This window comes from Sabulicella glaciei, from assembly GCF_026183895.1.
Classification (GTDB): domain Bacteria; phylum Pseudomonadota; class Alphaproteobacteria; order Acetobacterales; family Acetobacteraceae; genus Roseococcus; species Roseococcus glaciei.
In genome coordinates, this window is record NZ_JAPFQI010000005.1 from 1 (window position 1) to 17,992 (window position 17,992).

A 17,992-nucleotide genomic window follows, 5' to 3' on the forward strand; every position below is an offset into this window, starting at 1 on the left:
CGTGGGCGCGCCGCCCGGCCCGGTCGCCGCGCCCACCGGCCGCCCCAACGTCGTGCCGAACTGGCAGGGCGAACTCATGGGCCGGCTGCAGCGCGCGCTGCGCTACCCCGAGAACTCGCGCTACCGGCGGGAGCAAGGCGTCGCGCTGGTCACCTTCACCATGGACCGGTCGGGCCGGGTGCTGGGCGCGCGCCTCGCCCGCTCCTCCGGCTCGCAGGACCTGGATGGGGAGGCGGCGGCGGTGGCGCTGCGCGCCTCACCGCTTCCCTCGCCGCCACCCGAGCTTCCGGGCGACCCGCTCACCCTGACCGTGCCGATCCGCTTCCACCTGCGGTGAAGCAACCCCTGGCGCGCGGCCACTTCCTCACGCCGCGTTCCCCGCCCCGGCCCGCGCAAGACTTCCCCACCGCGCGGGCCGGGATCACAGCCCCCGCTGGATGCGTCCCACGCGGTCCACGGTCAGCGCCTCGGGCCAGCCCCAGATCCGCTCGACTGCCACCACCGCCACGACCAGCACCGCCGCAGCCGCCATGGCGAGGAGGTGCGACCGCGAGGGCGGGTGCCGCAGCCATCGCGCCATCTGGATCGAAAGGCGCAGCAACGGGTCCATTCAGCCGCCGAGGCAGGCCGCTTCCAGCGCCGCGAAGGCGCGGGCGCGGTGGGAGAAGCGCCCCTTCTCCTCGGGCGTCATCTCGCCAAAGGAATGCGTCTCGCCCTCCGGCACGAAGAGCGGGTCGTAGCCGAAGCCGTTGCCGCCACGCGGCGGGTCGATCCAGCGCCCCTCGCAGCGTCCCTCGAAGCTTTCGGTGTGCCCGTCGGGCCAGGCCAGGACCAGCACGGCCACGAAGGCGCAGCGCCGCTCGGGCGAGCGGTCCTCCGCGGCGATGCGGGCCATGGCGGCGGGGTAGTCGCGCGACCCGTCCGGGCGCTGCGCCCAGTCGGCGGTGCGCACGCCGGGCGCGCCGCCCAGCCCTTCCACCGCAAGCCCGCTATCGTCGGCGAGGGCCGGCAGGCCGGTCGCGCGCGCGGCGGCCAGCGCCTTGATCGTCGCGTTCTCCCGGAAGGTGTCGCCGGTTTCCGCCGGCTCGGGCAGGCCCAGCTCCCCGGCGGAGAGGACCTCCAGCCCGTGCGGCGCCAGCAGCGCGGCGAATTCCCGCCGCTTGCCGGCATTGTGCGTCGCCAGCACCAGCTTGCCGGGGAGGAGGCGCCTCATCCCCCCACGGCCTCGCGCTGCTTCAGCACCAGCGCGGCAACGCCGTCCCGCGCCATGTCCAGCATGGCCAGGAACTGCGCCTCGCTGAAGGGCGCGCCCTCGGCGGTGGCCTGCACCTCCACGAGGTTGCCCGAGCCGGTCAGGACGAAGTTGGCATCCGCCTCGGCCGTGCTGTCCTCGGCATAGTCGAGGTCCAGGATCGCCTCGCCATTCGCGACGCCGCAGGACACGGCGGCGACGTGGTCGCGCAGCGGGATGGCGGACATGATGTTGGTGCGCACGCAATGCTGGAAGGCCAGGTGCAGCGCCACCCAGGCGCCGGTGATGGCGGCGCAGCGCGTGCCGGCATCGGCGTTGATGACGTCGCAATCCAGGGTGACGGTCATCTCGCCCATCGCCTTGCGGTCGGTCACGGCTCGCAGCGACCGGCCGATGAGGCGCTGGATCTCCTGGGTGCGGCCGCTCTGCTTGCCGCGCGCCGCCTCGCGGTCGCCGCGCGTGTGGGTGGCGCGGGGCAGCATGCCGTATTCCGCCGTCACCCAGCCCAGTCCCTGGTTGCGCATGAAGGGCGGCACCCGCCCCTCCACGCTGGCGGCGCAGAGGACCTCGGTGTTGCCGATGCGGATCAGGCAGGAGCCCTCGGCGTGCTTCGCGATGCCGGTCTCGATGGAAACGGGGCGCAGGGCCTCGGGGGTGCGGCCGGAAGGGCGCATGCTAAGATGCCTTCGAAATGGATGGGGTGCTTTAAACGGCAATGAGGCTGGCATGACCAGGGGTGGGTCCGCACCGCAGAACCTGGACGACGAGACGCGACACGCGGTCACGGTCGGATTGCCGCCCGCCGCGGCCTTCCGCCTCTTCACCGAGGGGTTCGGGCGCTGGTGGCCGCCGGAATATTCCTGGGCCGGAGACGGGCTGGTGCGGATCGGCATGGAGCCGGTCGAGGGCGGCGCCTGCTTCGAGGTCGGACCCCACGAGTTCCGCTGCGACTGGGGCCGCGTCACGGTGTGGGAGCCGCCGCGCTTCCTGGCCTTCACCTGGCAGATCGGCCCCGACCGCACCCCGCAGCCCGACCCGGCCCGCGCGTCCTTCGTGTCGGTCGCCTTCCGGCCGGAAGGGGCGCGGACCCGGGTGGAACTCACCCATGCCGGGTTCCGCAACCATGGCGAGGCCGGTCCCGCCTATCGCGAGGAGATGTCGAGCCCGCTGGGCTGGCCCCTCCTCCTGTCGCGCTACGCCCGCATCGCCGGCTGAGGCGACGCGGGCGCGGCGTCCCGTCACATCTGCTCGGACTGCGCGCCGGAATCCGGGCGCGGCCGCGCCAGTTCCGGCTCCCCGCCCAGCGGCTCCGAGATCATCGGCTCGAACTGCCCCTTGCCGTCATAGGACGGCCCCTGCGTCCAGCGCCCGCTGGGAATGGTGGTCCCGTCCTTGTGATGGCCGAGATAGGCGTAGGAGAACTCGTTCTTCTCGCCCGATTGCGGGAAGGAGTTGGGGATGGGCAGGCCAGCGGAGCCGCCCAGCTCCTCGATCACGGCGAGCCATTGCTGCTGGTGCATGGTGTCGCGCGCGATCAGGAAGGACAGCATGTCCTTCATGCCCGGATCGTCCGTCATGCCGTAGAGCCGCGTGGCTAGGACTCGCCCCGTCGCCTCGGCGGTGACGTTGGCGTACATGTCCGCCATGAGGTTGCCGCTGGCATAGACGTGGCTGGCGTTGAACGGCACGCCGTTGCAGTTCTCCGGCGTCGCACCAAGGCCGGTGGACAGGATGTGGCGCAGATTCATGCCGCCCAGCACCGCGCCGGCGACGCCGTCATTCGCCACGTCCTCCTGCATGGAGAGCGGCGCGCCCTCCAGGTTCAGCGCCACGGCGGTGGCCAGCATCTCGATATGGCCGATCTCCTCCGTGCCGGTGTTGATCAGCATGTCGCGGTACTTCTTCGGCCCACGCGCGCCCCAGCCCTGGAACAGGTACTGCATCATCACGCGGATCTCGCCCTCGACGCCGCCGATCGCCTGCTGCAGCGCGCGCGCGAAGATCGGGTTGGGACGCTCGACGCGCACCCGGTACTGAAGCTTGCCGTCCTGATAGAACATCGTGCCTTCCTCCGGCCTTAATCCATGCCGGGGAAAGCTTCAGGGGTGGATCGGTTGCCCTTGCTTCAGCGGGACACCACCCAGGGAAGGTCGGTGTCGGCGGTGCGCGCGCCGTGCCGCGTCAGCAGTGCATGGGCCTGCCCGCGGTGATGCGTCCCGTGGTTGAAGAGATGCATGACCAGCAGCGCCGCATGGTTGGTCCGTACTTTGCCCTGGCTGTTGGTCCAGGTGAAATCCGCGTCCAGCCAGGGCTGCGTGACCTCGGCCGCCCATCCCTCGATGCGCGCATCCAGGGCGAAGCGCGCCTCGCGCATCGCGTCCCAGTCCGGATGCAGCGCCGCGCTGCCGGGAATGCCGCCCGCCGGCGCGTCCCAACCCGCGAAGCGGTGCATCCAGATCGCGTCGGCCCAAAGCAGGTGGGACAGCGTGCCGTGCAGGGAGCCGAAGAAGGCGCCGTCCTCCGCGCGGCGCTGCGCCTCCTCCAGCATGTCGCCGGCCGCAAAGGTGCGACGGTTCATCTCGCTGTTGTAGGCGGCCATGGTCTGGACATATCGCGGCGTGATCATCCGATGCGCCTCCAGAAAAAGATGGTGGCATGGCCCCGCCCCTGCTCGTCCAGGGAAAAGCCCGGGATGCGCCCCGCCTCTTGCCAGCCCAGATCGCGATACAGCGGCTCCGCTAGGTCGCCCTCGCGCGTGTCGAGCACCAGCAGACGCCTTCCCAGCCGTTCCGCCGCCTGCTCGGCGCGGCGCATCAACGCCCGGCCGATGCCGCGCCGCCGATACGCCGGGTCCACCAGCAGCTTTCCCACCTCGGCCCGGTGGGTCTGGTTTTCCGGCATGGCGAGGTCGATCTGCACCGCCCCCGCCATCGCACCGTCCAGCCAAGCCACGAGGAGCACGCGCTGCCCCTGCGCCACCTCGGTCGAGACGCGCTTCCAGAACTGCCGCGACTTCTCGGGGGAAAGCGGCGCGAGAAAGGAGATGCTCGCCCCCTGCGCCACGCAATGGACCAGGATCTGGGCCAAGCGCCGCTCTGCGCTCGCCGCGGCCGCGGCGTCCAGCGCCTCCACCACCAGTCCCTTCGCCGGCTTGCCGTAGCGGAACTCCAGCGATTTCGACAGGTCGTCGAGGATGCGGATCGCGCCCTGCCGGACATAGCCGCGCTTCTCGTAGAAGGAATGCGCGGCCTCAAAGCGCGTGTCGGTCCAGAGCACCATGCGCTCCGCCCCCTCGGCGCGCGCATGCGCCTCGGCGACGGCCAGCAGGCGATGCGCGAGGCCGGTGCCGCGCGCCGCCTTGTCCACATAGAGGCGGCAGATCTCCCAGGCGCCGTCCTCGCGCAGCGGGCGCGTGGCGATCATCCCGTGCCGGTCCTCGCTCAGCCAGAGCTTGCCGCCCCGCGCGGCGAAGTGGCTGGCTAGGGCACGCAGCTCGGGCAGTTCGCCGTCCACGTCGAAGACGATGGACGGGTATTCGGCCCAGGCCTCGCCGACGAGGCGGATGAAATGCGGCGCGTCCGCGTCCGTGCCGTCACGCAGCGCGGGCAGCTGGGCTTGATCCGCGATCAAGCCCAGCTGCCCATCTGCGCGGCCGATTCACCGTTCCGGCGCAAGCGCCTTCGCGGATCGGACGCGGGACACGCCGCTTCGCTCACGACAGGCCCCGGCAGAATTCTTGGATGCGGCCCATCGCCTCGCGCAGTTCCTCCATGCCCGTGGCGTAGGAGATGCGGACATAGGGCGACATGCCATAGGCCGCGCCCTGCACCACGCCCACATGCGCCTCCTCGAGCAGCGCCAGGGCGAAGTCGGTGTCGTTCTCGATCCGCACCCCGCCCCTGGTGGTCTTGCCCAGGCAGGCGGCGATGTTGGGGAAGACGTAGAAGGCGCCCTCGGGCTTGTGGCAGGCCATGCCGGGGGCCCCGTTCAGCGCCTCCACCACGAAGTCGCGGCGGTTGCGGTATTCCGCCGCGCGCTCCGCCACCAGGTCCTGCGGCCCGTCCAGCGCCGCCACCGCAGCCGCCTGCCCGACCGTGGACACGCCGGAGGTCGCCTGACCCTGCATGTTGAACATGCCCTTGATCAGCTCCTTCGGCCCGCCGCAGAAGCCGATGCGCCAACCGGTCATCGCGTAGGTCTTGGAGGCGCCGTTGATCGTCAGCGTGCGGTCCTTCAGCCGCGGCTCCACCTCAGCGATCGTGCAGAACTCGAACCCGTCATAGACGAGGTGCTCGTACATGTCGTCCGTCATCACCCAGACATGCGGGTGGCGCAGCAGCACCTCGGCCAGCGCCTTCATCTCCTCGCGGGAGCAGGCGGCGCCGGTCGGGTTGTTGGGGAAGTTCAGCATCACCCATTTGGTCCTGGGCGTGATCGCCGCCTCCAGATCCTCCGGGCGCAGCTTGAAGCCGTTGTTCTGCGGGCAGGACACGGTGACCGGCACGCCACCCGCCACCTTCGCCATGTCGGCATAGGACACCCAGTAGGGCGCGGGGATCACCACCTCGTCGCCCGGGTCCAGCGTCGCCATGAAGGCGTTGTAGATGCTCTGCTTGCCGCCATTCGTGACCAGGATCTCGTCATCCGAGTAGTCCAGCCCGTTGTCGCGCTTGAACTTGCGTCGGATCGCCGCCTTCAGTGCCGGCGTGCCGCCCTGGGGCGGGTACTTGGTGTCGCCCTTCAGCGCCGCCTGGTGCGCTGCCTCGATCGCATGGGCGGGGGTGGCGAAGTCCGGCTCGCCCTGGGTCAGCGAGATCACCTTGATCCCCTTCGCCGCCAATTCGCGCGCCTTCATCCCCATGAGGACGGAGGCGGAAACCTGGACATCGGCAAGGCGGGCGGCGAGGGCGGGCATGGATGAATCCTGCGTCATGGAAATCCGGGGGAGGATAGGCCGCGCCCGCCCCTGTCGCCAGATGGGCGGGGCTGCGCTATCACGCCGCGCCATGCGCCACTTCCTGGATTTCGAGAAACCGATCGCCGAGCTGGAAGGCAAGGTGGAGGAGCTTCGCCGCACCACCGATGCCGGCGGCATCGACGTGGCGGAGGAGGTGGCGAAGCTGCGCGACAAGGCGGAGAAGCTGCTCGCCGCCACCTACGCCAAGCTTTCGCCCTGGCAGAAGGCCCAGGTTGCCCGGCACCCGGAGCGGCCCAAGTGCCTCGACTACGTAGCCGGGCTGATCGAGGAATGGACGCCGCTGGCCGGCGACCGCGCCTATGCCGACGACGCCGCCGTGATCGGCGGGCTGGGCCGGTTCCGCGGCCGCGCCGTCGCCGTGCTGGGCACGGAAAAGGGCCGCGACACCGACACGCGGGTGAAGCACAATTTCGGCATGGCCAAGCCCGAGGGCTACCGCAAGGCCCGCCGCATCATGGAACTCGCGGGCCGCTTCGGCCTGCCCATCCTGAGCTTCGTGGACACCTCCGGCGCCTTCCCGGGCATCGAGGCCGAGGCTCGCGGCCAGGCCGAAGCCATCGCCCGCTCCATCGAGGCGGGGCTCGACGCCCCCGTGCCCTTCGTCGCGACCGTGATCGGCGAGGGCGGGTCGGGCGGCGCCATCGCACTGGCCGCCGCCGACCGGGTGCTGATGCTGCAGCACGCCATCTATTCGGTGATCTCGCCCGAAGGCTGCGCCTCCATCCTGTGGCGCGACGCGGCCCTGGCCCCCCAGGCGGCCGAGGCGCTGCGCCTCACCGCCGAGGACCTCAAGCGCCTCGCCCTGATCGACGAGATCATCGAGGAACCGGTGGGCGGCGCGCACCGCGACGGCGCCGCCACGGTCGCGGCCGTGGGCGACGCGGTGGCGAACGCGCTGGAGCCGCTGCTTCTGCTGGACGGGCCGACGCTGAAGGCCCGCCGACGCGAGAAGTTCCTGGACATGGGCCGAAGCGCCGTCGCGTGAGGACGGGCGCGGAAGGGACCGCGCCATGGCGGTGAAGGCGGAAAGCCGCCGCGCCTTCCTGCGCGCCTTTCCGGCGGTGGCGCTGGCGATCTTCACCGCCGCCATCGACCAGACCATCACCGCCACCGCCCTGCCCGCCATGGCGGCCCGCTTCGGCGAGGTGGAGCGCATCTCCTGGGTCGTGGTCGCCTACCTGATCGCCGCCACCGTGGCCGCGCCGGTCTTCGGGCGGCTGGGCGATGCCTTCGGCCGCCGCCGCATGATGGTGCTGGGCTTCCTGCTGCAAGGCTCCGGCGCGCTGGCCGCCGCCTTCGCCCCCAATTTCGAGATGCTGCTGCTGGCGCGCCTCGTCCACGGCATCGGCGGCGGAGCGCTGCTCACCCTCGCCATGGCGGTGGTGGGGGAAAGCCTGCCGCCGCGCGAGCGCGGGCAGTACCAGGCCTATCTCGTGGCCTGCTTCATGTCCGCCTCCGCCCTCGGCCCCACGGTGGGCGGCTGGCTGACGGAGCACTACAGCTGGCAGGCGGTGTTCCTGCTGGGGCTGCCGCTGGCGCTGATCGGCCTCCTCGCCACCACGCGCCTGCCGCGCCGGCCCGGCGGGGGCGGGTTTTCCTTCGACGCGCCGGGCGTGGCGCTGTTCACCCTCTTCGTCGTGGCGCTGGTCGCGATGCTGGACCGGGTGCAGCGTCTGGACTGGGCGCTGGCCGCCTTCGGCGTGGCCTTCGCCGGCCTCGCCCTGGTCCTGCTGCTGCGCGCCGAGCGCCGCGCGCCCGACCCGCTCCTGCCACTTTCCGTGCTGGGCGAGGCGACGGTGTGGCGCACCAACGCCCTGTCCTCCTTCATCGCCGCGACGCTGGTGGCGATGATCTCCTTCCTGCCGCTCTACCTTTCGGTGGTGCGGGGCGTGCCCATCGCCACGGTCGGGCTCATGCTGCTGCCGATGAGCATGGGGGGTGGGCTGGGCGCGCTCTCCTCCGGCCTGTTCATGGCGCGCACCGGACGCAACATGCTGCTGCCCTCGGTGGGGCTGGCCGTTTCCACGCTGATCCTCTGCTTCCTGTCCTTTGGCGCCGGGCAGGTGCCGCTGTCGGTGTTGCCCTGGCTGCTCGGCCTCGTTTCCGTCGGCTTCGGCACCTCCTTCCCCGCCGTGCAGACTACGGTGCAGGTGGCGGCCGGTCCGGGGCGGCTCGGCACCGCCACGGCCAGCGTGCAGTTCATGCGGAACCTGGGCGCCGCCGCGGGCACCGCGCTGCTGGGCGCCCTGCTCTTTGGCACACTGGCGCTGGGCGAGGCCGGGCTGGCCGAGCGCGTCCGCGCCGCCATCCAGGGCGGCCGCGCCGCCCTCGGCGCGATGCCGGAGGCGGAACAGGCGGTGCTGGCCGCGGCGCTGGCGGAAGGGTTCCGCTCGCTCTTCGCCGGGGCGGCGGTGATGGGCGGCGTCGCCACGGTGCTGGCCTGGCGCGTGCCGCTGCGGCGGATCTGACCGGGCGCCTTGACGGTCGCCCGGCCCGCGGCGGAGGATGACGCCGTGATCCATTGCTGCGCCAAGCCTGCGAAGTCGAAGAAGTGCCCCTCGCGGGGCACCCTGGATCGTCGCGCGCGGTAAGCCCAAGCGCCACAGGATCAGGTTGAACCCCGCCGGTTTGGACGGGGTCGCCTTTTCACTCCCGTCTCCGGCACCAGACAGGAGACGGACCCTATGCAAGAGAACCCCCTGGCCCCTGAAGGGCTTTGGCTGCCCCTCGTCACGCCCTTCCGCGAGGGCCAGCTCGACGAGACCTCGCTGCGGCGCCTAGTGCGGCACTACGCGGAGCAGCCCATTGACGGTCTGATCCTCGCTGCCACGACCGGCGAAGGGCTTTCCCTCGACGAGGAGGAGGTTGAGCGTCTCGTCTTCGTCGTCGCCGAAACCCTGGCCGCCGCTGGCCGGCCGCTTCCCCTTCTCCTTGGCCTGTCTGGAAGCGACACCCGCAAGGTCGCGAAGGGGCTGGCACGCAGCACTGCTTGGCCGCTCGACGGCTACCTCGTGACCTGCCCCTCCTACACGCGGCCATCCCAGGAAGGGATGATCGGTCACTTCTCCACGCTGGCCGACGCCGCCGCTCGGCCGGTGATGATCTACAACATCCCCTATCGGACCGGCGTGAACCTCGGCAACGCGGCGATGCTGGAACTCGCCGCGCACCCGAACATCGTCGGGGTGAAGGACTGTTCCGCCGACATGGCACAATCCTTCGAACTGCTGCGCCGCAAGCCGCCTGGCTTTGCCGTGCTCACCGGCGAGGATGCCTTCTTCCACCCCATGCTGGCGCAGGGCGCCGATGGGGCCATCCTCGCCTCCGCCCATGTCGAGACGTGCCGCTTCGCCGCCGTGTGGGCCCGGATGCGCGCGGGAGACGCGGCGGGGGCGCTGGCCGCGTGGCACGCGATCTGCGACCTGCCGCGCCTGCTCTTCGCGGAGCCGAGCCCGGCGCCCCTCAAGCACTGGCTCTGGCGCGCCGGGCTGATCGACAGCCCGGAACTGCGGCTGCCGATGCTTCCGGCGAGCGACGGGCTCGCCGTCCGCATCGAGGCGGAGATGGACCGCTGCCAAGCCCTCCCCGCTCCGGCAGCTTGGTAGCGCATCGCTAGGTGGGGGTCGTCCGGAACAGCACCCCCGCCACCTCCGCGCCCTTTTCCACCCGCAGCGCGGCGTCGCGCCGCTCCTCCACGCGCAGCCCGGCTCCTTCCGCCAGAAGCGCCGCGTGGTTGGGGTTGTGGCGGAAGCGCAGCCCCTCGTGCAGCGCCACGGGGGCCTCGCCGCGCTCCAAACTGAACACCGCCGCGCCGCCCGGCCGCAGCGCGGCGCGGATCGCGGTAAAGGCGGGGGCAAGGTCGCCCAGGTAGTTCAGCACGTCCGCCGCCGCCACCACGTCCCAGGCGGCGGGGCGCTTCGGCAGGAACTCCAGCAGGTCGGCCTCGTGCAGCGCGTCGTAGATCCCACGCCCGCGCGCCTCCGCCAGCATGCGGGGCGACAGGTCCAGCCCTTCCAGCCGCGTCGCGAAGGGCTTCAGCGCCACGCCGGACAGGCCGGTGCCGCAGCCCAGGTCGAGCACGCGGCCCGGGGCGCGGTCCTCCAGCATCGCCGCCAGCAGGGCGGGCGTCCGGTAGCCCAGCGCCCCTTCCAGCTCCGCGTCGAAGCGCGGGGCGAAGGCGTCGAACAGCTCGCGCACGTAGCTGGCCGGGGCGCGGGGTGGCGCCTCGCCCTCGCCCAGCGCGGCCAGAAGGAACCCGGCCTGGGCGGCGAGCGGGCCGGACACGCGCCGCGCCACCTCCCGCGCCTCGTCACGCTCCCCCGTTTCCTTCAGGGCATGGGCCAGGGCCAGGGTGGCTTCCGGTGTCGGCGCGAGGCGCAGCGCCTCGCGAAGCGGGGCCAGCGCGGCCTGGGCCTCGCCCGCGGCCGTCAGTGCCTGGCCCAGGTTGCGCAGCGTCACCGCGTCATCCGGACGCATCTCCAGCACGCGCCGCATCACCGCGACCGCGGGGCCCAGCTGCCCGGCCTCGGCCAGGGCCGCGCCCTGGTTGCTGAGGAACAGGGGCGAGTCCGGCATGGCCGCCACGGCCCGCGCCGCGTGCTCCAGCGCCGCGCGGAGGTCGCCGCGCTGCCGTGCCGCCACGCCCAGCAGGTTCTCCGCATCCGGATGCCCGGGGGCGAGGCGCATGGCGCGGCGATAGAACCCCTCCGCCCCCGCGATGTCGCCGGCGCGGTGGCGCTCCGCGCCGCGGCGGAGCAGGTCTTCGGCGGTGATCCTCATGCCGCCCGGGTTACAGGGTCGCCGCTAAGTTGACACGGGGGGTCCGAGGGGCGAAAGCCGCCGCCAACGCCACAGGACAGACACGGAACCGCCATGTCGCTCGCTTTCGTCTTTCCCGGCCAGGGCTCCCAGGTGCCCGGCATGGGACGCGACCTCGCCGAGGCCTTCCCGGTCGCGCGCGAAACCTTCGAGGAGGTGGACGAGGCGCTGAAGCAGAAGCTGTCGCGCCTGATGTTCGACGGCCCGGCCGAGGAGCTGACGCTGACCGCCAACGCCCAGCCGGCGCTGATGGCCGTTTCCGTCGCCGTGGCGCGGGTGCTGGCCAAGGAAGGCGGCTTCGACCTGTCGCGGCAGGTTTCGCTCGTCGCCGGCCACTCGCTCGGCGAGTACAGCGCGCTGACCGCCGCTGGCACCTTCGACCTCGCCACCGCCGCGCGCCTGCTGCGGCTGCGCGGCGAGTCCATGCAGAAGGCCGTTCCCGCCGGCGAGGGTGCCATGGCCGCCCTGCTGGGCGCCGAGGCCGAGGGGGCCCGCGCCGTCTGCGCCGACGCCGCCGAGGGCCCGGAAGGTCGCCAGGTGGTGGAGGTCGCCAACGACAATGGCGGCGGGCAGGTCGTCATTTCCGGCGCCCGCGCGGCGGTGGAGCGCGCGATCGAGAAGGCCAAGGAGGCCGGCATCAAGCGCGCCATGCTGCTGCCCGTCTCCGCGCCCTTCCATTGCTCGCTGATGGAACCCGCCGCGCGCGCGATGGAGGAGGCGCTGGCCAAGGCCGGGATGCAGGTCCCCGCCGTGCCCGTGGTGGCCAACGTGTCCGCCGCGCCGGTCAGCGACGTGGATGCCATCCGCGCGCTGCTGGTCCAGCAGGTGACCGGCACGGTGCGCTGGCGCGAATGCGTCGCCGCCATGGCCGCGGCCGGCTGCATCCGCTTCGCCGAGATCGGCGCGGGCAAGGTGCTGACCGGGCTGATGAAGCGCAATGCCCCGGAGGCGACCGCCGTGACCGTGGGCACGCCGGCCGAGGTCGAAGCCTTCCTGAAGTCGCTGTGATCCAGCTTTCCGACGACCCAACGCCGGAGGAGCGCCAGGCGGTGCTCGACGCCATCGTCGCGTTCAACGACGCGGCGACCGGCGCGAAGGCGGAAACGCAGGCCTTCTCCGCGCTGGTGAAGGATGAGGAGGGGCGCACCCTCGGCGGGGCAATCGGCTATTCCCGCCACGGCTGGCTCTACATCGAGCTCCTGCACCTCCCCGAGGCGATGCGCGGCCAGGGCACCGGCACGCGGATCATGGAGGCGGCGGAGGCGGAAGCGCGGCGGCGCGGCCTCCTCGGCATCCACCTCGATACCTTTTCCTTCCAGGCGCCCGGCTTCTACGAGCGGCTGGGCTTCGCGCGCATGGGCACGCTGCGGGACCACCCGCCGGGCCACGCCATCCACTGGTACGCCAAACGCTTCGATGCAGGACCTCCGTCCGGCGAGGCCAAGCACCACTCAGGAGACGCATGATGTTCGACCTTTCCGGCAAGATCGCCCTGGTGACCGGCGCCTCCTCGGGCATTGGCGTCAGCATCGCCGAAGCGCTGCACGCGAACGGCGCCACGGTGGTGCTGACCGGGCGGCGCGAGGCCGAACTGCGCGCCGTCGCGGAAGGGCTGGGCGAGCGCGCTTCCATCCAGGTGGCCGACCTCAACGACCCCGCCGCCCCCGCCGCGCTGGTGGAAGCGGTGGAGGGCGCGCACGGCAAGCTCGACATCCTGGTGAACAATGCCGGCTTCACCCGCGACATGCTGGCGCTGCGCATGGGCGACGAGGACTGGAACGCGGTGCTGGAGGTGGATCTGAACGCCCCCTTCCGCCTCGCCCGCGCCGCGCTGCGCGGCATGATGAAGCGCCGCTCCGGGCGCATCGTTTCCATCGCCTCCATCGTCGGCGTCACCGGCAATGCGGGGCAGGCGAACTACGCCGCCGCGAAGGCCGGGCTGATCGGCATGAGCAAGGCGCTGGCGCAGGAAGTCGCGCCGCGCGGCGTGACGGTGAACGTGGTCGCGCCGGGCTTCATCGCCACGCCAATGACCGACAAGCTGAACGAGGCGCAGAAGACCGCGCTGCTGGGCCGCATCCCGCTGGCCAAGATGGGCGAGCCGAAGGACGTCGCCGCCGCCGTCGCCTATCTCAGCAGCGACGAGGCGGCCTGGGTCACCGGCACCACGCTGCACGTCAATGGCGGCATGCTGATGGTCTGATCCCCACGACAATTTTCCCGGACGCGATGCGCCCGGGAAAATCGCCGCGGGGGCTCCGTGAAGGGCGCTGGCTCTTCACGGTCTTCCCCGTTGCCGCGGCAGAGCCGCGGTGCCGACCGGGGCTTTCCGGCCGGGCACGCGTCCCCGGTTGGGCCAGGCGTCACTTGGCGCGCGTCGCGGCCTCGTAGTCGCGCATCAGCGTCTCGGTGATCTGGCCGGGGGTGAAGTCCTGGTCGCCGATGCGGCGGATCGGCGTCACCTCGGCGGCCGTGCCGGCCACGAAGGCCTCGGTGGCGCGGGGCAGTTCCTCCGGCTTGATGACGCGCTCCACCACCTTCATCTGGCGCTTCTTGGCCAGCCCCATCACCGTGCGGCGGGTGATGCCGTCCAGGAAGCAGGTGGGGGTCGGAGTGTGCAGCTCGCCGTCGAAGACGAAGAAGGCGTTGGCGCCCGTCGCCTCGGCCACGTCGCCCTTGTAGTCCAGCATCATCGCGTCGTCCGCGCCCTCGTCCATCGCGGCATGCTTGCTCAGCGTGCCGATCATGTAGAGGCCGGCGGCCTTGCTGGCGGTGGGGGCAGTGGCGGGGTCCGGCCGGCGCCACTTCGCCCAAGCCAGGTTGATCCCCTTCATGCGCTGCTCGACGCCGAAATACGCGCCCCATTCCCACACGGCGATGGCGACGTTTACCCCCGCCTGCTGCGCCGCCACCCCCATCTCGCCCGATCCGCGCCAGGCGATGGGGCGCACATAGGCGTCCGTCAGGCCATTGGCCTTGATCGTCGCGTCGCAGGCGGCGTCGATCTCGTCGGCCGAGTACGGCACCTGGAAGCCCAGGATGCGCGCCGAGTTGAGGAGCCGGTCCGTGTGCTCGCGCAGCTTGAAGATGCGGCCATCGTAGCAGCGCTCGCCCTCGAACACGGCCGAGGCATAATGCAGGCCGTGGCTCAAGACATGCAGATTGGCGTCGCGCCACGGGCGCATCTCGCCGTTCCACCAGATGAAGCCGTCGCGGTCGTCGTAGGGAACCAGGGCCACCACTCATCCTCCTTGCCCGGACCGGCCCCGTGCCGACCCGAATGGAACGCCGACTAGGCTTTCCGCGCATCAATCGTTCGTTCTATGCTTCGCTTCTAGAAGGTCCGCAAAAAATGTGTCAATCTTACTGACCGAAAAAGGACGCATGCCAGCCATGCCGGAACGCCCCGCCAGTCCGCCGCCCGCCGGCCGGAACCTGCTCTTCCTGCGCGAGGAGGAGCTGCGTCTCGCCCAGGACCTGCTGTATTTCGGCTATCGCGACTTCACCGCCGGGGCGGACCGCATCCTGGACGGGCTGGGCATGGGCCGGGCGCATCACCGCGTGATCCACTTCGTCGGCCGCGCCCCCGGCATCAAGGTGGGCGAGCTGCTCGCCATCCTCGCCATCACCAAGCAGTCCTTGGGCCGCGTGCTCCAGCCGCTGATCGAGCAGGGCTACGTGCGCCAGTCGCCCGGGCTGACGGACAAGCGCCAGCGCCTGCTCCACCTCACCCCCACCGGCGAGGCGCTGGAGCGCCAGTTGTTCGAGGCGCAGCGCGAATGGGTGCTGCGCGCCTATCGCGAGGCCGGTCCGCAGGCGGTGGAAGGGTTCCGTCAGGTGATGCGCGGCCTGATGGGCCCCGAGGCCCGCGCCCAGTTCGAGGGGCTGGAGCGGCAATCCGGCCGCGCCCGCCCCGCCTTTCTCCGGAGCGCCTGAGCCATGCCCGATTCCGGTGCCGATCTCCTCGTCGTGGACGACGATGCGCGGCTGCGCTCCCTGCTCCAGCGCTTCCTGGCCGAGCAGGGGCACAACGTGGCCGTCGCGGCCGATGCGGCGGAAGCGCGCGCGGCACTGGCCGCGATGGCTTTCGACCTCCTGGTCCTCGACGTGATGATGCCCGGCGAGACCGGGCTGGAACTGGCGGAGGCGCTGCGCCGCGGGGGAATGGAGACGCCCATCCTCATGCTCACCGCCCGGGGCGACCCGGATGACCGCGTGGCGGGCTTCGAGCACGGCGCCGACGACTATCTCGCCAAGCCCTTCGACCCGCGCGAGCTGGCGCTGCGCATCCGCACCATCCTGCGCCGCGCCGCCCCACACGCCCCGCCCTCCCCCGCGCCCTCCGGCCCCATCCGACTCGGCGAGCGCTGGTTCGACCCCGACCGCTCGGAACTGCGCGGGCCGGAAGGAACCCTGCGCCTGACGGGCGGCGAGGCCGCCCTGCTCGCCGCCCTGGCCGCCCGGGCCGGGGAGGTGCTGTCGCGCGAGGAGATCGCCGCCGCCATCGGCACGCCCGAGGCCGGCGAGCGCTCGGTGGACGTGCAGGTGACGCGTCTGCGCCGCAAGATCGAGATCGACCCGCGCGAGCCGCGCTTCCTCCACACCATCCGCCACCGCGGCTACGTGCTGCGCCCGGGGCCGTGACGCCGCTCCGCCCGGACAAGCGACTGTTGCGCCCGCTTGGCGCCCTGCTGCCGCGCGGCCTCTTCGCGCGCACCCTGCTGATCCTGCTGTTGCCCATGGTGATCCTGCAGGGCGTGGCGCTGCAGCTTTTCTACGGTGGGCATCTCGATGTCATCTCCCGCCGCCTCGCGGGCGCGCTGGCCGGCGACGTGTCCTTCGTGGCGGAACTGCTGACCCAGATGCCGGAGGAATCGCACCCGCTGATCCTGCGCGAGGGGAATTTCCGCCTCGGCCTCGCCCTGTCCTGGCAGCCGGGGCGCGGCTTCTCCGGCCCGACCCAGCGCGCGCCCTGGATGTCCTTCCTCCCGCTGGAGCGCGACCTCGACCAGGCGCTGCGCGAGCAGATGCCCCACCCCTTCGATGCCGACTGGCACAGCGACCCGCAGAGCATCGTCATCCGCGTCGGCCTGCCCACGGGGTTGCTGTCGGTGGAGGCACCGCGCAAGCGCCTCCTGTCCACCACCCTCTATGTCTTCGTGATCTGGCTCGTCGGCTCCGCCCTGCTGGCCGGGGCGGTGGCGGTGATGTTCCTGAAGAACCAGGTGCGCGCCATCCGCCGCCTCGCCACCGCCGCCGAGGATTTCGGCCTGGGGCGGGACAGCGGGGCGATCAAGCCCGAGGGCGCGCGCGAGGTCCGGCAGGCGGCGCTGGCCTTCAACAACATGCAGGAGCGCATCCTGCGCTTCGTGTCCCAGCGGACGGAGATGCTGGCCGGCATCTCCCACGACCTCCGCACGCCGCTCACCCGCATGCGGCTAACCCTGGCCATGCTCCCCCCCGACCCGCAGACCGAGGAGGACCTCGCCGCCCTTGGGGAGGATGTGGAGGAGATGGAGCGGCTGGTGGAAACCTACCTCGCCTTCGCCCGCGGCGAGGGGACGGAGCAGGCGCGCGACACAAACCTGTCCAGCCTGGTGGCCGAGGTGGCGGAAAAGGCCCGCCGCGCCGGCGCCCAGGTGGAGGTCCAGGCACCCGAGCACCTGTCGCTGCGCCTGCGGGGCGACGCGCTGAAGCGGGCGCTCGGCAACCTCCTCGACAATGCCCGCCGCCACGCCGAGCGGATCGCCGTCGCCGTGTCCGAGGCGCGCGAGGCCGGGCGGGACTGGGCCGAGATCACGGTGGACGATGACGGCCCCGGCATTCCCGCCGCCCAGCGCAACGAGGCCTTCCGCCCCTTCGCCTCGGGCTCCGCCACCGGCACGGGGCTCGGCCTCGCCATCGCGCGCGACATCGTCCGCGCCCATGGCGGCGAGATCCTGCTGGAGGAAAGCCCGATGCGCGGCCTGCGCGCCCGCATCCGCCTGCCGGTCTGAGCACCTTGATCTTCCGCCCGTTCGCGGCGATTGTGCGCCCATCTCCGGGCGCCCTTCGACGCGCCTGATTCACAATGACCAGGACGCGTGATGGCCAACACCGCCTCTGAGGGATCCACTCCCTACAAGCACCCCTACCATCTGGTGGACCCCTCGCCCTGGCCGCTGCTTTCCGCCTTCGCGGGCGGCGCGCTGGTCTCCGGCCTGATCGTCTGGGCGCATGGCGGCGGGCTGTGGCTCGTCCTGCTCGGCGCACTGGCTGTGCTGTTCTGCATGGCGGGCTGGTGGCGCGACGTGCTGAAGGAAAGCCGCACCCCCGGGCTGCACACCCCGGTGGTCCGCATCGGCCTGCGCTACGGCATGATCCTGTTCATCGCCTCCGAGGTGATGTTCTTCGTCGCCTTCTTCTGGGCTTATTTCCACTTCGCCCTGTATCCGGAGCACGTGTCGGGCGCCGAGACGGCGATCTGGCCGCCTGCGGGCATCCACACCTTCGACCCGTTCCACCTGCCCTTCCTCAACACGATGATCCTGCTGCTTTCGGGCTGCACGGTCACCTGGGCGCACCACGCGCTGCTGCACAATGACCGGAAGGGGCTGGTCACGGGCCTGGCGCTCACCGTCGTGCTGGGCATTTCCTTCACCATGCTCCAGGCCTGGGAATACGCGTCCGCGCCCTTCGCCTTCAGCGGCGGCGGCGTCTACCCCTCGACCTTCTACCTCGCCACCGGCTTCCACGGCTTCCACGTGATCGTCGGCACGATCTTCCTGGCGGTCTGCCTGGTGCGCGCCATCCGCGGCGGCTTCTCGGCAGAGCGGCATTTCGGCTTCGAGGCGGCGGCCTGGTACTGGCACTTCGTGGACGTGGTGTGGCTCTTCCTGTTCGTCGCCATCTACTGGTGGGGCGTGGGCGAGATCGCCCACCATTAAGGCCCTCTGGCGCCGGGC

General features: G+C 71.5%; 21 protein-coding genes. 12 read left to right on the forward strand and 9 right to left on the reverse strand.

What is annotated here, in order from left to right; translation table 11 throughout:
* The coding region (locus OF850_RS08855; protein WP_301589674.1) for an energy transducer TonB at window positions 1-337 on the forward strand (337 nt) is incomplete at its 5' end.
* Window positions 338-421: 84 nt separating this feature from the next.
* On the opposite strand, the gene OF850_RS08860 is transcribed toward OF850_RS08855, so the two are convergent.
* From OF850_RS08860 to rph, 3 genes are read right to left on the reverse strand one after another with little or no spacing between them, the layout of a single operon-like run.
* Window positions 422-610, reverse strand: a complete 189-nt coding sequence (locus tag OF850_RS08860) for a hypothetical protein (protein ID WP_301589676.1) — start codon at window positions 608-610, stop codon at window positions 422-424.
* Window positions 611-1,213: a non-canonical purine NTP pyrophosphatase gene (locus tag OF850_RS08865; protein WP_301589677.1), complete on the reverse strand. Its 603-nt coding sequence runs from the start codon at window positions 1,211-1,213 to the stop codon at window positions 611-613.
* Window positions 1,210-1,926 carry a ribonuclease PH gene (gene rph / locus OF850_RS08870; protein WP_301589678.1) on the reverse strand — a complete coding sequence of 239 codons (717 nt, stop codon included), beginning with the start codon at window positions 1,924-1,926 and terminating at the stop codon, window positions 1,210-1,212. Before rph ends, OF850_RS08865 begins: the two co-directional genes overlap by 4 nt.
* Window positions 1,927-1,978: 52 nt before the next feature.
* On the opposite strand from rph, the gene OF850_RS08875 reads away from it, so the two are divergent.
* Window positions 1,979-2,467, forward strand: coding sequence for an SRPBCC family protein (locus OF850_RS08875; protein WP_301589679.1), 489 nt, complete (start codon window positions 1,979-1,981; stop codon window positions 2,465-2,467).
* A gap of 23 nt (window positions 2,468-2,490) precedes the next feature.
* On the opposite strand, the gene OF850_RS08880 is transcribed toward OF850_RS08875, so the two are convergent.
* The 4 genes from OF850_RS08880 to OF850_RS08895 form a co-directional block, all read right to left on the reverse strand.
* Window positions 2,491-3,312 (reverse strand): manganese catalase family protein, encoded by an 822-nt coding sequence (locus OF850_RS08880; RefSeq protein ID WP_301589681.1) that lies wholly within the window; start codon window positions 3,310-3,312, stop codon window positions 2,491-2,493.
* A 65-nt stretch (window positions 3,313-3,377) separates the two neighbouring features.
* Complete coding sequence (locus tag OF850_RS08885; RefSeq protein ID WP_301589683.1) at window positions 3,378-3,878, reverse strand: DinB family protein; 501 nt, start codon at window positions 3,876-3,878, stop codon at window positions 3,378-3,380.
* Window positions 3,875-4,882, reverse strand: a complete 1,008-nt coding sequence (locus tag OF850_RS08890) for a GNAT family N-acetyltransferase (protein ID WP_301589684.1) — start codon at window positions 4,880-4,882, stop codon at window positions 3,875-3,877. Before OF850_RS08890 ends, OF850_RS08885 begins: the two co-directional genes overlap by 4 nt.
* 82 nt (window positions 4,883-4,964) lie before the next feature.
* Complete coding sequence (locus OF850_RS08895; protein ID WP_301589685.1) at window positions 4,965-6,167, reverse strand: pyridoxal phosphate-dependent aminotransferase; 1,203 nt, start codon at window positions 6,165-6,167, stop codon at window positions 4,965-4,967.
* A gap of 91 nt (window positions 6,168-6,258) precedes the next feature.
* On the opposite strand from OF850_RS08895, the gene OF850_RS08900 reads away from it, so the two are divergent.
* From OF850_RS08900 to dapA, 3 genes are all read left to right on the forward strand, one after another.
* A complete protein-coding gene (locus OF850_RS08900; protein WP_301589686.1) occupies window positions 6,259-7,215 on the forward strand; it encodes an acetyl-CoA carboxylase carboxyltransferase subunit alpha in 957 nt (318 codons plus the stop codon).
* A gap of 25 nt (window positions 7,216-7,240) precedes the next feature.
* The gene (locus OF850_RS08905; RefSeq protein ID WP_301589687.1) at window positions 7,241-8,698 is read left to right on the forward strand and encodes an MFS transporter; all 1,458 of its coding nucleotides are present in this window, start codon (window positions 7,241-7,243) and stop codon (window positions 8,696-8,698) included.
* A gap of 216 nt (window positions 8,699-8,914) precedes the next feature.
* On the forward strand, window positions 8,915-9,835 hold the full coding sequence (gene dapA / locus OF850_RS08910; RefSeq protein WP_301589688.1) for a 4-hydroxy-tetrahydrodipicolinate synthase: 921 nt from the start codon (window positions 8,915-8,917) through the stop codon (window positions 9,833-9,835).
* 7 nt (window positions 9,836-9,842) lie between these two features.
* On the opposite strand, the gene OF850_RS08915 is transcribed toward dapA, so the two are convergent.
* Window positions 9,843-11,009: a methyltransferase domain-containing protein gene (locus tag OF850_RS08915; protein WP_301589689.1), complete on the reverse strand. Its 1,167-nt coding sequence runs from the start codon at window positions 11,007-11,009 to the stop codon at window positions 9,843-9,845.
* A gap of 93 nt (window positions 11,010-11,102) precedes the next feature.
* Here OF850_RS08915 and fabD point away from each other — a divergent pair, with 93 nt between their 5' ends.
* From fabD to fabG, 3 genes are read left to right on the forward strand one after another with little or no spacing between them, the layout of a single operon-like run.
* The gene (fabD, locus tag OF850_RS08920) at window positions 11,103-12,056 is read left to right on the forward strand and encodes an ACP S-malonyltransferase (RefSeq protein ID WP_301589690.1); all 954 of its coding nucleotides are present in this window, start codon (window positions 11,103-11,105) and stop codon (window positions 12,054-12,056) included.
* Window positions 12,053-12,514, forward strand: coding sequence for a GNAT family N-acetyltransferase (locus tag OF850_RS08925; protein ID WP_301589691.1), 462 nt, complete (start codon window positions 12,053-12,055; stop codon window positions 12,512-12,514). The genes fabD and OF850_RS08925 overlap by 4 nt, the downstream gene beginning before the upstream one ends.
* Window positions 12,514-13,251, forward strand: a complete 738-nt coding sequence (gene fabG, locus OF850_RS08930; protein ID WP_301589883.1) for a 3-oxoacyl-[acyl-carrier-protein] reductase — start codon at window positions 12,514-12,516, stop codon at window positions 13,249-13,251. The genes OF850_RS08925 and fabG overlap by 1 nt, the downstream gene beginning before the upstream one ends.
* Before the next feature lie 160 nt (window positions 13,252-13,411).
* Here the strand turns inward: fabG and OF850_RS08935 are convergent, their stop codons facing one another.
* Window positions 13,412-14,287: a branched-chain amino acid aminotransferase gene (locus tag OF850_RS08935; RefSeq protein WP_301589692.1), complete on the reverse strand. Its 876-nt coding sequence runs from the start codon at window positions 14,285-14,287 to the stop codon at window positions 13,412-13,414.
* Between the two features lie 154 nt (window positions 14,288-14,441).
* Between OF850_RS08935 and OF850_RS08940 the strand changes: the two genes are divergently transcribed.
* The 4 genes from OF850_RS08940 to OF850_RS08955 all read left to right on the forward strand — a co-directional run bounded on the left by OF850_RS08940 (window position 14,442) and on the right by OF850_RS08955 (window position 17,974).
* Window positions 14,442-14,984, forward strand: coding sequence for a MarR family winged helix-turn-helix transcriptional regulator (locus tag OF850_RS08940; RefSeq protein WP_301589694.1), 543 nt, complete (start codon window positions 14,442-14,444; stop codon window positions 14,982-14,984).
* 3 nt (window positions 14,985-14,987) lie between these two features.
* A complete protein-coding gene (locus tag OF850_RS08945) occupies window positions 14,988-15,692 on the forward strand; it encodes a response regulator (RefSeq protein WP_301589696.1) in 705 nt (234 codons plus the stop codon).
* A 26-nt stretch (window positions 15,693-15,718) separates the two neighbouring features.
* On the forward strand, window positions 15,719-17,044 hold the full coding sequence (locus OF850_RS08950; protein ID WP_301589697.1) for an ATP-binding protein: 1,326 nt from the start codon (window positions 15,719-15,721) through the stop codon (window positions 17,042-17,044).
* A gap of 90 nt (window positions 17,045-17,134) precedes the next feature.
* The gene (locus OF850_RS08955; protein WP_301589698.1) at window positions 17,135-17,974 is read left to right on the forward strand and encodes a cytochrome c oxidase subunit 3; all 840 of its coding nucleotides are present in this window, start codon (window positions 17,135-17,137) and stop codon (window positions 17,972-17,974) included.
* Window positions 17,975-17,992 lie beyond the last annotated feature (18 nt).

Coding starts and splice junctions, on each gene's coding strand:
- OF850_RS08860 (WP_301589676.1), bottom strand. CDS start 610: ATGGACCCGTTGCTGCGCCTTTCGATCCAGATGGCGCGATGGCTGCGG.
- OF850_RS08865 (WP_301589677.1), bottom strand. CDS start 1,213: ATGAGGCGCCTCCTCCCCGGCAAGCTGGTGCTGGCGACGCACAATGCC.
- rph (WP_301589678.1), bottom strand. CDS start 1,926: ATGCGCCCTTCCGGCCGCACCCCCGAGGCCCTGCGCCCCGTTTCCATC.
- OF850_RS08875 (WP_301589679.1), top strand. CDS start 1,979: ATGACCAGGGGTGGGTCCGCACCGCAGAACCTGGACGACGAGACGCGA.
- OF850_RS08880 (WP_301589681.1), bottom strand. CDS start 3,312: ATGTTCTATCAGGACGGCAAGCTTCAGTACCGGGTGCGCGTCGAGCGT.
- OF850_RS08885 (WP_301589683.1), bottom strand. CDS start 3,878: ATGATCACGCCGCGATATGTCCAGACCATGGCCGCCTACAACAGCGAG.
- OF850_RS08895 (WP_301589685.1), bottom strand. CDS start 6,167: ATGCCCGCCCTCGCCGCCCGCCTTGCCGATGTCCAGGTTTCCGCCTCC.
- OF850_RS08900 (WP_301589686.1), top strand. CDS start 6,259: ATGCGCCACTTCCTGGATTTCGAGAAACCGATCGCCGAGCTGGAAGGC.
- OF850_RS08905 (WP_301589687.1), top strand. CDS start 7,241: ATGGCGGTGAAGGCGGAAAGCCGCCGCGCCTTCCTGCGCGCCTTTCCG.
- dapA (WP_301589688.1), top strand. CDS start 8,915: ATGCAAGAGAACCCCCTGGCCCCTGAAGGGCTTTGGCTGCCCCTCGTC.
- OF850_RS08915 (WP_301589689.1), bottom strand. CDS start 11,009: ATGAGGATCACCGCCGAAGACCTGCTCCGCCGCGGCGCGGAGCGCCAC.
- fabD (WP_301589690.1), top strand. CDS start 11,103: ATGTCGCTCGCTTTCGTCTTTCCCGGCCAGGGCTCCCAGGTGCCCGGC.
- fabG (WP_301589883.1), top strand. CDS start 12,514: ATGTTCGACCTTTCCGGCAAGATCGCCCTGGTGACCGGCGCCTCCTCG.
- OF850_RS08940 (WP_301589694.1), top strand. CDS start 14,442: ATGCCGGAACGCCCCGCCAGTCCGCCGCCCGCCGGCCGGAACCTGCTC.
- OF850_RS08945 (WP_301589696.1), top strand. CDS start 14,988: ATGCCCGATTCCGGTGCCGATCTCCTCGTCGTGGACGACGATGCGCGG.
- OF850_RS08955 (WP_301589698.1), top strand. CDS start 17,135: ATGGCCAACACCGCCTCTGAGGGATCCACTCCCTACAAGCACCCCTAC.